This window comes from Vibrio sp. FF145 (assembly GCF_041439075.1).
GTDB classification, from domain to species: Bacteria; Pseudomonadota; Gammaproteobacteria; order Enterobacterales; family Vibrionaceae; genus Vibrio; species Vibrio tasmaniensis_A.
Window position 1 is genome coordinate 106,818 of sequence record NZ_JBGONH010000001.1, and the last position, 14,903, is coordinate 121,720.

Annotated in this window: 12 protein-coding genes; 5 read left to right on the top strand and 7 right to left on the bottom strand. The window is 44.5% G+C overall.

Annotation, left to right across the window (positions count from 1 at the left end; genetic code table 11):
• The first annotated feature begins 93 nt into the window (after positions 1–93).
• The 4 genes from ACED42_RS00495 to ACED42_RS00510 all read left to right on the top strand — a co-directional run bounded on the left by ACED42_RS00495 (position 94) and on the right by ACED42_RS00510 (position 5,644).
• Positions 94–663 (top strand): PilZ domain-containing protein, encoded by a 570-nt coding sequence (locus tag ACED42_RS00495; RefSeq protein ID WP_371700942.1) that lies wholly within the window; start codon positions 94–96, stop codon positions 661–663.
• Positions 664–669: 6 nt separating this feature from the next.
• Complete coding sequence (gene mfd / locus ACED42_RS00500) at positions 670–4,131, top strand: transcription-repair coupling factor (RefSeq protein ID WP_371700944.1); 3,462 nt, start codon at positions 670–672, stop codon at positions 4,129–4,131.
• A gap of 63 nt (positions 4,132–4,194) precedes the next feature.
• Positions 4,195–4,962, top strand: a complete 768-nt coding sequence (locus ACED42_RS00505) for a peptidoglycan binding protein CsiV (RefSeq protein WP_012604405.1) — start codon at positions 4,195–4,197, stop codon at positions 4,960–4,962.
• Positions 4,963–5,098: 136 nt separating this feature from the next.
• The gene (locus ACED42_RS00510) at positions 5,099–5,644 is read left to right on the top strand and encodes a GNAT family N-acetyltransferase (RefSeq protein WP_371700946.1); all 546 of its coding nucleotides are present in this window, start codon (positions 5,099–5,101) and stop codon (positions 5,642–5,644) included.
• A gap of 110 nt (positions 5,645–5,754) precedes the next feature.
• Here ACED42_RS00510 and ACED42_RS00515 read toward each other — a convergent pair whose 3' ends face one another.
• The 7 genes from ACED42_RS00515 to hinT all read right to left on the bottom strand — a co-directional run bounded on the left by ACED42_RS00515 (position 5,755) and on the right by hinT (position 12,483).
• Entirely contained in the window at positions 5,755–7,044 is a 1,290-nt protein-coding gene (locus tag ACED42_RS00515; RefSeq protein WP_017096883.1) for an NAD(P)/FAD-dependent oxidoreductase, read from the bottom strand.
• A 626-nt stretch (positions 7,045–7,670) separates the two neighbouring features.
• Positions 7,671–8,210: an alpha/beta hydrolase YcfP gene (ycfP, locus tag ACED42_RS00520; RefSeq protein WP_012604408.1), complete on the bottom strand. Its 540-nt coding sequence runs from the start codon at positions 8,208–8,210 to the stop codon at positions 7,671–7,673.
• Between the two features lie 96 nt (positions 8,211–8,306).
• Positions 8,307–9,173 (bottom strand): phosphotransferase, encoded by an 867-nt coding sequence (locus tag ACED42_RS00525; RefSeq protein ID WP_371700947.1) that lies wholly within the window; start codon positions 9,171–9,173, stop codon positions 8,307–8,309.
• 226 nt (positions 9,174–9,399) lie between these two features.
• Positions 9,400–9,990, bottom strand: coding sequence for a penicillin-binding protein activator LpoB (gene lpoB, locus ACED42_RS00530; RefSeq protein WP_012604411.1), 591 nt, complete (start codon positions 9,988–9,990; stop codon positions 9,400–9,402).
• A gap of 139 nt (positions 9,991–10,129) precedes the next feature.
• Positions 10,130–10,513 carry a YcfL family protein gene (locus ACED42_RS00535; protein WP_009847158.1) on the bottom strand — a complete coding sequence of 128 codons (384 nt, stop codon included), beginning with the start codon at positions 10,511–10,513 and terminating at the stop codon, positions 10,130–10,132.
• Entirely contained in the window at positions 10,513–11,904 is a 1,392-nt protein-coding gene (locus ACED42_RS00540; RefSeq protein ID WP_371700948.1) for a COG3014 family protein, read from the bottom strand. Before ACED42_RS00540 ends, ACED42_RS00535 begins: the two co-directional genes overlap by 1 nt.
• A 228-nt stretch (positions 11,905–12,132) precedes the next feature.
• Positions 12,133–12,483 (bottom strand): purine nucleoside phosphoramidase, encoded by a 351-nt coding sequence (gene hinT / locus ACED42_RS00545; protein ID WP_009847160.1) that lies wholly within the window; start codon positions 12,481–12,483, stop codon positions 12,133–12,135.
• Positions 12,484–12,759: 276 nt separating this feature from the next.
• Between hinT and ACED42_RS00550 the strand changes: the two genes are divergently transcribed.
• On the top strand, positions 12,760–14,751 hold the full coding sequence (locus ACED42_RS00550; RefSeq protein WP_017096887.1) for a methyl-accepting chemotaxis protein: 1,992 nt from the start codon (positions 12,760–12,762) through the stop codon (positions 14,749–14,751).
• Positions 14,752–14,903 lie beyond the last annotated feature (152 nt).

Sequence of the window (14,903 nt, forward strand, 5' to 3'; positions counted from 1 at the left end):
ATTTCAAACAACTATTTGAGACTTTCAATTAACTGACCTTGATTACTGCGGCCACATAGCGATAATCAATAGATCACTTCAAGGAACTAACGCATGACAGAACAAGAGTTTTTTACCGTTCACCATAGCCTTACCGCTAATATTGAACCAATGGACAGCGGCTTCACTTTACCCTCTCAAATTCAATTCGAATCTGAGATCCCAGCACCATTTGTGGTGGCAAGTGAATTTAGCCAATTGGATCTATTAGCTGACAGTGCTCGAGCTGAACTGAAAAACAGCGACTTGAAGAATGTCATCAGTTTATTGGATGCACAGAACTCTAAATTAAACCTCTTGTTGAGCTTTATGTTATCGCAACAAGATGATGAACAATTTCGTACCCACACCTATTCATTTGGTGCGAGTCAGTTTTCCTGCTTTTCAAAAGCAGATATCGAAGCGGGTCGCTTAGTAAAAGCCAAACTTTTTCTAGAGCACCCAGCTGCAGCCATTTATTGCTACGCAGAAGTATTTGCTAGCGAGGCGAAAGACTCAGGTTTCGAAATCAAATTTAAATACGCTCATCTTCGCGATACCGACCAAGACCTGCTAATTAAAGCGGCGCTTCATCAACAACAGAAACTCTTGCGTCAACGCTCTCTAGACCGAGATAACAAGTAAATTAACATGACCAAAAAATCCATATTTACACTACCTAAACTTAAAGGTGCCGGTGACAAAAAGCACATCGGTAACCTAGTCGGTTCGTCTCTCGCTCTTGCCATTGCCAAACTCGCAGAGCAACACAACAGCCATACCGTGTTGGCTGTACCCGACCCACAAGTGGCGCTTAAGCTTCAATCTGAAATTGAACAGTTTACGGCACATGAAGTCGCATTATTCCCTGATTGGGAAACACTGCCATACGATAGCTTCTCGCCGCACCAAGAGATCATCTCAGATCGTATCGCTCGCCTTTATGCACTGCCAACACTAAAAGATGGCATCACGATCGTTCCGATCAGCACGTTATTGCAACGCCAGTCACCGCGAGACTTTTTGCTACAACACACGTTAATGGTGAAAACGGGCGATCTCTACTCGCTTGAGAAACTGCGCCTACAGCTTGAAAAGTCAGGCTATCGTTACGTTGATCAAGTGTTTGGCCCAGGTGAATACGCTAGCCGTGGTTCTATTCTCGACCTGTTCCCAATGGGCAGCAAAGACCCGTATCGTATCGACTTCTTCGATGACGAGATCGACACGATCCGTACTTTCGATCCTGAAAACCAGCGCTCTATCGAAGACATCTCTGAGATTCGACTGCTGCCTGCTCACGAATTCCCAACCTCGGAAACAGCGATTGAAGATTTCCGTATTCGTTGGCGCCAACAGTTTGATGCGCGCCGTGAACCAGAATCGGTTTATATGCAGGTTTCTAAAGGCACGTGGCCTGCTGGTATTGAGTATTGGCAACCGCTGTTCTTCGAGCACACCGAAACCTTGTTTGATTATGTTGCCGATGAAGCGCAACTCCTGATTCTAGGTGATGTCGAGACTGCAGTAGATTCGTTCCTAACGGACGTTTCTCACCGATACGAGCAACGTGGCGTTGATCCACTACGACCACTGCTGACACCTGAGCAACTTTGGTTGAAGAAAGACGAGCTGTTCGCACACTTCAAACAGAAGCCACAGGTCAACCTAAGCTTAGACACGATTGAGGAAAAAGCGGGGCGTACAAACCTTCCGGTTATGCCTCTGCCTGATCTCAGCGTTCAACATCAGAATAAAGAACCGTTGTCTAACTTAAGAAAGTTCACTGAAGCCTTCGACGGAAAAGTGGTCTTTTCGGTTGAGTCTGAAGGCCGCCGTGAAGCACTGAGTGAGTTACTTCGAGGCATCAAAGTACGACCAAGTGAAGTTGAAAACCTCGACGCGGCAATTAAAGGTAAAGATAAGTTCACCCTGATCCTAGGTTCTGCTGAGCATGGCTTTATCCACGAAGAGCAAAACATCGCCCTTATCTGTGAAAGTGATCTCTTGGGCGATCGCGTTGTTCAGCGTCGTAAAAAAGATAAGAAAAGCGTAAACAGCGACACCGTAATCCGTCACCTTGCCGAGCTTAAACCAGGTCAACCTGTTGTTCACATTGACCACGGTATTGGTCGCTACATCGGCCTGCAAACCCTAGAAGCGGGTGGTATGAAAACCGAATACGTAACACTTGAGTATCAAAACGATGCCAAGCTCTACGTACCAGTTGCATCTCTGAACTTAATTGGCCGCTACTCTGGTGGCGCTGAAGATTCCGCACCGCTACACAAACTTGGCGGTGAAGCATGGCAGAAAGCTCGTAAGCGCGCCGCAGAGAAAGTCCGTGACGTTGCAGCCGAACTGCTTGATGTTTACGCCAAGCGTGAGCTTAAGCCGGGTTACAAATTTGTGCTCGATCGTGGTCAGTACGCAACCTTCAAATCTGGCTTCCCGTTTGAAGAAACCGATGACCAAGCGATGGCAATTAATGCGGTAATGTCTGATATGTGCCAAGCAAAAGCCATGGACCGCTTGGTGTGTGGTGATGTTGGTTTTGGTAAAACAGAAGTCGCAATGCGTGCCGCGTTCGTGTGTACCGATAACAGTAAACAAGTGGCCGTGTTAGTTCCTACTACCCTGCTTGCTCAGCAACACTTTGAAAACTTCCGCGACCGTTTCGCCAACTTGCCGATTCGTGTTGAGGTTCTGTCTCGATTCAAATCAGCCAAAGAACAGAAATCGATCATGCAAGATGTCGCCGACGGTAAGGTCGATATCTTGGTGGGTACTCACAAGTTACTTTCAAGTGACCTTCAGTTTAAAGACCTTGGCCTGTTGGTTGTCGATGAAGAACACCGCTTTGGAGTGCGTCAGAAAGAAAAAGTGAAAGCAATGCGTGCGGATGTCGATATCCTAACGCTCACCGCGACGCCAATTCCACGTACATTGAACATGGCAATGAGCGGCATGCGTGACTTGTCAATCATCGCAACACCACCAGCACGACGCTTAGCAATAAAGACCTTTGTCCGTGAGAGTGATGACGCGATCGTCAGAGAAGCGGTACTTCGTGAAATCATGCGTGGTGGTCAAGTTTACTTCTTACACAACCAAGTCGACACGATTGAAAAGACGGCTGAGTCACTACAGAAACTGATTCCAGAAGCGCGTGTCACCGTGGCTCATGGCCAGATGCGAGAGCGCGAACTAGAACGCATCATGAATGACTTCTACCACCAGCGTTTTAACTTGCTAGTGTGTACAACCATTATCGAAACCGGTATCGACGTACCAACAGCCAATACCATCTTAATGGACAGAGCCGATAACCTTGGTTTAGCACAGTTGCACCAATTGCGTGGGCGTGTGGGTCGATCTCACCACCAAGCCTATGCCTATCTGCTAACACCTCCCCCGAAAGCAATGACCAAAGATGCGGTTAAGCGATTAGATGCCATAGCTTCACTTGAAGACTTAGGTGCAGGCTTTACACTAGCAACCCATGACTTAGAGATTCGTGGCGCGGGTGAGCTGTTAGGTGATGAACAGAGTGGTCAAATTCAATCGGTTGGTTTCACCTTGTATATGGAGATGCTTGAACAAGCAGTTGAAGCATTGAAAGAGGGGCGAGAGCCATCACTTGATGACCTACTGCGTGAACAAACTGAAATTGAGATGCGCCTGCCTGCGCTATTGCCTGATGACTACATCCCAGACATCAATACACGTTTGTCTACTTATAAGCGTATTGCGAGTGTGAGTGACACCGACGAATTGGCAGAGTTGAAAGTCGAGCTGATTGATCGCTTCGGCCTTCTGCCGGATGCTACCAAGAACTTGTTGTCAGTTTCAGAGCTAAAATTAGCCGCGGCGTCTATCAAAGCGAAGAAAATTGAGGCTCATGATAAAGGTGGATTCTTAGAATTCTACCCGGATGCTGACATAAACCCGACCTACCTTGTTAAACTGTTGCAATCTCAACCGCAAAAGTTTTCAATGGAAGGACCAACAAAGTTCAAGTTTACGATACCATTGGTCGACAGACGGAAACGAATTCAATTTGTTAGTGATTTATTGGGCGAATTCAGACAGAACTTGCTTCCTTCGGCATAAGACCCAATCCACTTGCACATATAAATTATCCAGCCGGTAGTTCGGCTGGAAGACGGAGTAAAAATGAAAAGACTGATCCCACTGCTACTATTGTTCGTCTCACTGCCAAGTTTGGCGCAGAGACAATTTGATATAGAAGTGATCATTTTTAAGCGTGCTGTTGATGCAGAAAAAGTGAATGAATCTTGGCCAAACACACAGCCTCAGATTTCACTTGAGCGCGTAGGTTCATTTCAAGATACCCAATACCGAGCGAAGAAAGGCGTGCAGATGCTGCCTTACTCGGAATACAAGTTAACACCTCAGAAAGACAAGCTACGCAAACACGCAGGCTTTGAAGTTCTGATGCATACCGCTTGGCGTCAAGGCGACCAAGGCAAAAGCTCGGCACCGGTTTTCCACATTCAAGCCGGTAAAGACTTCTCCAAACAGTTTAATGCCGACGGTTCTGAGAAAGGTGTAGTAACAGCAGTAAATACTGATGGTTTTCAAGAAGAGACTATCGATAAGCCGCTTTACGAGTTAGACGGCAAGCTGCAAATCTACGTTCAGCACTATCTATACGCTGAAACGACATTGGATTTGAAAGCGCCGAGCGTTCGTGAAGTGACTCTACAAGAGCAACAAATCGAGCTAGATTCACCTGTAAGTGGTGCAGAAAGTAACGTGCAAGTGGGTAATCTAACGGAGATTTCTCCGACGGTTGAAGTCCAAGAGTTTCTTAAGAGCTACCGCATGGACCAAAAACGTCGTATGCGCAGTACAGAAACTCACTACCTTGACCACCCACTTCTTGGAATGGTTATTCAAGTTCGACGCGTGGCGCAGTAAGTTACTTGCCGATTCGGCTATAATTATATAAGTAATTCAATCCGCCCTCCTAGTGAGGGCGTTTTATTAAGTGCTATCTATCTTTATTCTGCACTGAATCCTTTGTTCAGTACTTACATGTAATTCGGTATTTCTTATGAGCCCTGACTTTCAGATAAATACTCAACACCTCAACCTAAAAATCATTGAAGCCTCAGACGCTCAAGAGTTTTCGCAGCTGGTTAAATCCTCCCCGAGTTTATTGCCATGGCTCGACTGGTGCCACGACGAGTTTTCGACCGTCGAGGCCAAGAGATTCATTCTTGCGACTCGCTTAAACTGGGTTAAAGCCGATGCGTTTGGCTTTGGTATCTTCGAACGAAAAAGCGAAAAGTTAGTCGGCATGGTGGCCATAAATGAGCTTTACCACACCTTTAACATGGCAAGTTTAGGTTATTGGGTAGGTGATGAATTTCAAAGAAAAGGGATAGCCAAGGAAGCGATGATTGCCTTATTTGAATTTTGCTTCGCAATGCTCAAGTTGACGCGTTTGGAGATTGTCTGCGATACAGAGAACCTACCCAGCCAAAAGCTGATCGAGAAATGTGGCGCTGAACGTGAAGCCATTGCAAAGAATCGCTTTATCTTTAACGGTAAACCGAAAGATGGCGTGGTTTATTCTGTGTTACCTCCATTATCTTAATCGCTTAATAGAGTAACAATCCGAAATAACACGTACTCGACACGATCGAAAAAGAGCTCCGAATAGCTCTTTTTTATTATCAGCGTAATGATCTTAGAAGGCTTACCTGATTAGTGAAGCTTTAGGTTTGGACGAAGGACACGGTTAATACGACCCACCAACATCATCAGCGATGTTTTGATTAAGCCGTGAAGTGCCATCTGGTGCATTCGGTACAAAGAGATGTAAACCACACGAGCAATACGTCCCTCAACCATCATCGAACCTTTAGTCAGGTTACCCATCAAGCTACCTACTGTAGAGAAACGGCTTAGTGAAACTAGTGAGCCTTTATCTTTGTAGATGTAGTCTTTCAGGTCACGGCCGTTCAGCTTAGCGATGATGTTGCTAAATGCGCAGCTTGCCATTTGGTGAGCCGCTTGTGCACGGGGTGGAACAAACGAACCATCCGCTTGTGTACATTGCGCCAAATCACCGATAGCAAAGATGTTGTCATCAAGCGTAGTTTGCAGCGTGTTTTTGACAACCAACTGGTTGATACGGTTCGTCTCAAGACCACCGATATCTTTCATGAAATCTGGCGCTTTAATACCCGCAGCCCATACCATGATCTGTGCTGGGATCTTCTCACCATCTTTGGTCGTTAGACCGTCAGCATCAGCTTGTGTAACCATTGTCGTTGTACGCACGTTGACGCCAAGCTTAGTTAGCTCAGAATGTGCTGCGCTGGAAATACGAGGAGGTAGAGCTGGAAGAATACGCTCACCCGCTTCAACAAGGTTAACGTTCAGCTTGCTTGAATCTAGGTCGCCAAAACCGTATGTACGAAGCTCTTTCACAGCGTTGTGAAGCTCAGCAGACAGTTCAACACCAGTAGCACCCGCACCAACAATCGCAATGTCTACCGTACCTTGACCATTCTTAGCGTGCAGCTTTAAGAACTGGTTGTTCATTTCTGTACGGAAACGGTGTGCTTGCTCTGGGCTATCAAGGAAAATACAGTTGTCACGAACACCTGGGGTATTGAAGTCGTTTGACGTTGAACCTAACGCCATCACAAGAATGTCGTATTCAAGTTCACGGCTTGGCATCAGTAACTCACCGTGCTCATCAGTCAACTCGCTCAACGCAATCACTTTACGTTCACGATCGATATCGTTCAGGCTGCCCATTTGGAAATCAAAGCAATGGTTTTTCGCGTGTGCGCGGTAGCTCAGCGCGTCAACACCTTCATCCAATGAGCCAGTGGCTACTTCATGAAGCAATGGTTTCCATAGGTGGCTTGCTTTACGGTCTACCAGAGTAATCTGGGCACGTTTCTTACGACCTAAAGTGCGGCCTAGCTTAGTTGCTAGTTCTAAACCACCAGCACCGCCGCCTACTACGATAATTTTTGTCACAATGACAATCCTCTACAAAATGAATAAATGGGGTTCGGCTCGATTACTCCAACCGATAAATTCTATGTATCTACTCGGCCTCAATTCCAAAGGCTGCGGCTCATTTGATGACTGTGATAATAAGTAACAACAGCTCACTGAGTAGTTAGAGGGATTACAAGCAACAAACATTGGTTTGCCACTTTGCTCACGTGGATGAAAAAGGTGCCTACCTGAGAGGCAGAGCACAAATTATGGGCAAGTTTTATCACTCGCTCTCAATTTTTTTTGACATTTATCAAAATATTTTGCTTTAGAACATTATATATAGCAAAAAGATGACCGCAACAAAAATCCTTACCCACAATGAGGATTCGTGACTGATTAGTTAACGTTTGCGCAAACTCATCGATAAAATCTATATGACTAGGGCGCATTGACCTTTCACGGTCAAATTTCGTTCGATATAAAAGCGTTTTAATCGCGGCAAGGGGGAAGTAGCCTGGTCATTCTAAGCAAATCTCCCTCAACAAAGAGTAAAACGCTTTTTGCGGGGTGCTCAGCTCGAACCCTTCGGGCATCGCTTGCTAATTTGGATAAAAAAACAGCACTCAATTGAGTGCTGTTTTATAAAATGGCGGTAATCCTTAAGCGTTTTTAAACGCCTTCATTGCCTGTAAGTGTTGAGAGATCTTTTTGAACTTATGACTCTCTTTTTCGTCCCAGACAACTTCGTAGTAATCTTCTAGAGCAGAAGCTGTTTTCGTATTGTCGTGAATTTCATCTTCACGAGAAAGCACCACTAAACAGCGTCCTTTGTTCTTCATACGATACTGAGCGACACACTTAGTCGCGATGTCTTCGTACTCTTCTGGGCGATCAATTCGACCTACCATGTTGTTCTCAGGGTGCAGATTAGGGTTGAACACCACCTGCTTAATCCCACATAAGAAACCAATACGCTCAGACCAAAAACCACCCAAACCTACACCACAAATGATTGGATGTGGATCATCGGATTGCTCTATCACTTTATGCACTTCTTTTAGCAAATGCTGCATATCGTGTTTTGGATGCAAAGTACTGTAGTTGATGAAACGAACGTCATCATCAATGAATTGCAACTGCAGTATTTTTTCGTGATTGCCCGGGCTTGTTGAGTCGAAGCCGTGTAGATAGATAATCATTGTACCTCCCCCATTGAATATTGGTACGTTTTGATCAATCTAACACGAAAAACAAGGTTTTAAAGGGAAGACCTCTGAAATTATATTTTTCACTTCCTAAACGTGATCATAGCTACATAAAGTGTGACTAAGAGCCTCTGCTTCACGCAGATAACTGTCATCGCCCCATAGCTGATGAGCAAGTAAATACCACAGCATTGCCATCATTTGGCTTCTTGGTAACCAGGCTTCTACGCCGTCAAGCCACGATTGGGGATCATGGATACCTCTTAGCTGACAGTACTTATTAACAGCTTCTGTAACTGGTAATCGGGCAACAGCAATAGTCAGCGTAAGATCAAGCCTTGGGTCTGCTAGCGCTGCGTATTCCCAGTCAATGATCTTAATCCCATCGTGGTTCTTAACAAGGTTATAGCCACCGAGATCAAAATGACACAAAGACAGGTCTACACTTGGGATACTTGGAGCCACGCGCCACTCTTGATAAATCTTAGTGCAGGTTTCAGTCTTATGAACCGCATCAAGCTGAAGCCAGTAGTGGTCAACTCGAGCCGTATAACTGAACGGTTGGAGCGGCAGTCGCGCAGTATTAACCAAATGCACTGAGATCAGCGTCTTCAGTAAATCATCCTGCTCGAGTCCTTCGTACAACGTCTCACCCGCGATCCATTCAACCAGTAAGCCTTGCTCATTGACCACTATCGGACTTGGTCCGATATCTAGGCGCTCAATAGCAGACAGTACTTGATACTCTTCATGGCGAGAGATGAAGAACGCTTTGGTGATGGGGGTAATTGGACGCCAAACATACGCGGTGCCATCGGCTAAAACCAATTTCCAACATCGATTAGTCAACCCACCTGTCAGTGTCTGTGCTCTGATTGGAGGCTCAGAAAAGTAGCCATCAAGAGAACTCAAACTGGTATCAAGAAGCTTTGCTTCAGACCAAGAAAAAATCGCCATATTTACTCCCTATAGACGTCTTAACTGCCCTATAAACGTCTTAATTTCCCTAAAAAAAAGGCACTGACCAAAAGCCAGTGCCTCTTCATTAATACCAATCACAGCAAATAACATGTACTGCGTTGAGGCATGACTAAGCCAAGTTAATAGCACACTAAACCATTTAAGAAGCTCAATAAGCTAAATTAAAAACCCAGTAAGCTAATTAGAAGCCAAGTAAACTTAATTAAAAGCCCAGTAAGCTCTTAGATTGTTGCTTACGGATTTCAGTCTCGTCAGCCCACTCAATCAAGCCAGACTCAAGATCCATTAGGCGCATAGTCATTTTGTAGTATACGTCTTCGTCGCTGCCCGCTTTCTTAACGATGCTTGATAGGTTGCCGTACAACATGTACTGAGCACCAACCATTTTACCAAATTGGATTGCTGAGCTTTGATTTACAAGCTCATCGTTATTTTGGAAGTTCAACTGTTCACGAACAGACTCTACACGGTCCATATCAACGAAACGGAACTTACCAGAGTTCAGCATTTTAGTACTGATGGTATCAGTGATTGACTCAGTATCGATGTGCTCACTTGTTTTGTTCTTGATTCGCTCTACGAACACGATTGGGCGTTGATCACGAGTAATGTAAGACACAGAACCAGACGCCATCATGCTATCGACCATTTCGCCCGCAATCGTTTGAAGGTCAGTTGAACCGAAATCGATTGTCGTGGTTTCTACTGATTGTGCATCACCGTAGCTTACCTTGTTTGAACAACCGCCTAAAATAACCGCTAAACCTAGTAGCGCAATGACACTCTTTTTCATTTTGTTTCCTTAACTAATCACTAAGCGGGGTTACCCACTCTCTTAAATTTTTGTATTTTCGAATCCTTAGACCCGTTCTATCTCGTCTTTGCTATAAAGCTTGGAACCACTCTAAATATGAGCGGTTCCAAACGAAAGTTTACTGCTCTCTGAACTGAACTCTGAACTGAGTCGCTTTCGGATTTACCGACACTTCCGACAACGAAATACTTTCAAAGCCACGAACAATCGCTTGCTTCCAAGGGCCTTGCTTTAGGTTGACCTCAAGACCAGCATCGTCGTACCAGTAAAAGCGATAAAGGATATGTTGATCGCCTTTATAGTTACTGTTTAAACGCACGATTCCTCGCGTATGACCGTCGACGAGGTCAGTTCGGATATCTTCAACCTGTAAGCGGCTACCCAATACCTTATCACCAAAGAAAACGTTCTGAGTTTGACTATCTACCCTTACGCCAGCTGTATTATCAGCACAACCAGCCAGAGCCATAACCGCTGCTAAGCTCACTAACCACTTTTTCATTACAGCCTCCCTAGCTGTTTATGCCACATTGTTGCATTGTTTCCTTGTCGAGAAATCCACACCAAAGTGGTCTGCCCTTCTCGAATATCAAAGTCATACGTTTTAGTGCCCGCTTCTAACGTATATTGACCACTGTTTGCTACAAACGTGCTGGTCTTTATTTCCGCAGGTAAAGATTGCCAGCTTCGAGTGTCTGGTTGTTCCGTGAATGCATTCCAGACATTGAACAAAATGTTACCGACATCGTTACCTTGAGTTGCTTCTTTACGGATGCGGTCTTTCGCGACCACACGTAACGCTTGGCGAATAACAATGCTCGTCATACGTTCAGATAAATCATTCTGCGCCATCGCATTCACATCCGTAATCAAATGCTCAGACAACGGTTGCCCGCTGATTCGTAGCGCAGAAAAGCGTTCTACGCTTTGGCTCGGATAATATGGCAGCGCCAGAGAGTATATTGCGCCCTGATCGCGACTGTCATAAATAGGTAAATCTAATCGCCAACTGTCCATCGCTTGAACTGCACTTTGTTCTTGAAGCACAATTACTCGCCCTTCGCTTGCCCCTAACTTAGATGACTGTTTGTAGCGCCTTTTCAGTGTTGCTAAATCTTGTCGCATGCCTAAGCGAGCAGCTGTTGCCATGGTTCTATCGATGATTTCTTGATTCTCAGGCATGATGGCCAAAGCACGTCGATAGTCCACATAAGCGCTGTTCAGATCGTTAGATGCTTCGTAAAGCAGACCAGACAAAAACATCAAATACGCATTTTGCACAGATTGCAGCTTTTTACCCGCATCAGGATAATTCGCAAGAATACTACCCACGTTGGCAGACAACCCTTGAGATTTTGCATCGCTTGCAGCACTTTCTAACTCAGCTTCACGTTGCTTCTTGGCTTGTTCCTGAACTTGGTTAGCACGACGCATTTCGATCACCGCACCTTCTAAGTCGTTTTTCTTTAAATAATTCAAACCAAGATATAAATGCAGAAAGCCCAACTCATAATCGGCTGGCACATACTCGGTAATATTGTCATTCACAGCCAACGCGCCGACACTGGTTGCACTGTCTGATACAGAGATCACCGCTTTACTTTGCTGATCTTTTACTGCCTGATCGGCCAGTTCGAGCGACGACTTACTCTCAGGATATTTTTGATCAAGTAGATTAATTCTACCTTTTTCAAAGTTATCAAGAATGTCACCTGCTACGTAATCTGGTAACTCTTGTTGAGCCGTTGAATAATCCCCAGACTTGACTGCTTGGTAAATTTCTTTGTTTTGCGCGCTGTAATGACTGAACAGGCTCCCTGCCGACATATTCGCACAACCCGCTGTCAACGCCGATAACAGGGCAATGGAAGCGAATCTAAACTGGTGCTTCACTTATCGTCTCCGTGCATGTTTAAAATGCCAACTTTGTTAAAAGGATCTTAAGCAAGTGGATACCTTGCTTTTTAGGCTCTACCTAATCGATGCCGATATTCAGACAACAGATAAAACTAAAAGTTGGCATACAAACAACAAATTTTCCAACTCGCTGTTTATGTTAATTAACCATTAACTTGTATTAATGAGATCATTAACTGTTTCGTTAGCTTATTAGCCTTTTAATTAGCTCATTAAAAGCGGGCCAAGTGGGCGGCCACCAACCAAATGCATGTGAATATGGTAAACCTCTTGGCCACCGTGAGAATTGCAGTTCACAATAAGACGATAGCCATCTTCTGCAATGCCTTCTTCTTTTGCTAACTTACGAGCAACAGTAAACATACGTCCCATCATTGCTTCATCTTCCGCTTCAACATCATTCGTTGTTGGAATCAGCTTGTTAGGAATAATTAGAATATGACTAGGAGCACGAGGGTTAATATCGCGAAATGCGGTTACTAAATCGTCTTGGTATAGCAAATCAGCTGGAATTTCTTTATTGATGATCTTACTAAAAATGGTTTCTTCAGCCATGTGTCTCTCCGATAAAACATTTATTTTTTAATGCTTTGAGTATGCGCTATGCCGCATCAAACCACAATAAACCTGCTTTAAAGCATAATAAAAAACACCGTTCAAATCAAAAAAAAACACGCCTTATCTCTCAAGAACGGCATATTGGCTAGGACAAAGGGCTATTTTTGACGTGTGCGTCATAAAATGCGTAAGCCGAGCTCAATAGAATCCTGATAATTTTGTTAGTTTTGTTTTGACCTGGTATTAGGTCCACATTTATTTAGGGAGAAAGTCATGAAGGGATCTGTGATCAAGCGTATGTACGCTGGTTTCGCACTGATCATCATCATGTTCGCAGTCACGATAACCATCATGATGAGCAGCATGAATCAGATACATAGCAATTTTGAGAGCGTCTCAAAAGTATCATTGCCGCTGGTTGCGCTTTCAAACCAAACAAGTGTCCAATTACTTTCCGCTGACAAGTCATTTAAAGACTTCTTAACCACACAAAATTCTGAGCGTATGTCTGCAATGCGTACAGAGTTTGCTGCATCACAAAACGCTTTTTCTGAAGTTCTAGGTAGCCTAGAAACAGCAAGCCAAGACAATACCTCGCTCACTGAGCGCATCACGCAATTAAGAGCGATGGAAGAACGTTACTTCACCGAAGCAGATGAAGCGATGAACAATTATATCGCTATGTTTGAGGCGCAAGAGCAAGTACAAAAAGCATCACGTGATTTCCAACGCTTACATTCAGAATTGACCGTTGGCATGAAAGAGTACGTTGCCGACCAAAAAAGCATCTCTGTAAAAGTGATGGCAAAGAGCTACTTTATTAAACTACAAGACGCCGAGGTGATTACCTCTGATGCACTAGCAAGTTCTGATGTTGCCTTCGTACAAAAAGCCGTTAACCAAAACAAAAAGGCCGTTACCCACCTAAACTACGCGTACCGTGGCTTAGCGACACAATTGCCTGCGATAAAAAATGTTTTCGATGAATCGGTTAAAAACTTCACCAAAGACGTGGGACAAAAAGGCGGTGTTTTAGATAAGCATAATAATTATCTGAAAGCGAAAGAAGCCTTGTACATCAACATTGCTAATCTAGCCGTTGAGGTCGACCAAGCAATGGCGGTACTGGATTCTTTCAACGTCACAGCGGAAGAGCAACTCAACTCATCATTAGCAGATGCGAGCAGCATCTACGACAACGGTCTATTCAAAGCGATTGCAATTGGCATTGTTGTCACCGTATTCGCTGCAGCAATTGGTTACCACATTGCACATAGTGTAAGAGAACCACTAACGCGCATCCTCGGTACATTAGAAGGCCTGACCGAAGGAGATATGACTCAGCGTATCGATATTCGATACGACAACGAATTCAGCCGAGTAAGCCGTCACATCAATACCTTAGCCGACAACCTGCACAATATTCTGGTGAAACTGAATGACGCTTCAGATGACCTAACCAATACTGCAAGCGTAAACCAAAAAACCTCTTCTGAGACACAGGCTCAATTGAACAGCCAGCGTGAACAAACAGCAACTGTCGCAACGGCAATGACACAAATGTCTCACTCTGTACAAGAAGTAGCAAACAGTGCACAAAGCTCATTAACTATGGTTCAACAAGTAGAATCGGCTTCTGAATCAGGTCGTCAGGTCATGAACACCAACATCAGTACCATTAATCAGCTTGAGGTGCGCCTGACTGAATCCGTGGGTGCTGTAGGCGAGCTACAACAAATGAGTAGCCAGATTGGCTCTATCCTCGATGTTATTCGTGGTATTGCAGATCAAACCAACCTACTTGCACTCAACGCAGCAATCGAAGCCGCGCGCGCAGGTGAACAAGGCCGTGGATTTGCTGTAGTTGCAGATGAAGTCCGAGTACTGGCACAAAAGACAACTCAATCGACGTCTGAAATTGAGACCATGATCAGTAACCTACAATCAAGTTCTAAAACAGCAAGCAATGTGATTGAAAGCTGCATGAGCGATATGGATATGTCGGTTGAACAAGCTTCAAGTGCTAATAGTGCTATGGAAGAAATTCAGGCATTGATTCTAGAAATCAGTCGAATGAGTACGCACATTTCTCAAGCCGCGGCTGAGCAGAGTGAAACTTCGGGTGATATCGCGCGTAACATTGAAGACATCAACCAGATTGCTGATAAGAGTTATCAAGCGATGTCATCAATTGCAGAGGCAAGCCAAAACCTAACAATTCTGGCAAACCAGCAAGGCGATTTAGTTCATCAATTCAAGCTATAAGTAAACGAAGAACCAATAGATATTCACCTGAAATGTTGGGATATCTCACCCAATAGTGATAACTAATTGAACAAGGGCAACTTTTATCAAGGGTTGCCCTTGTTTTTTATGAGCTTTGTCATTATATGATTATAAAGGCTTGCTGCTTCCCG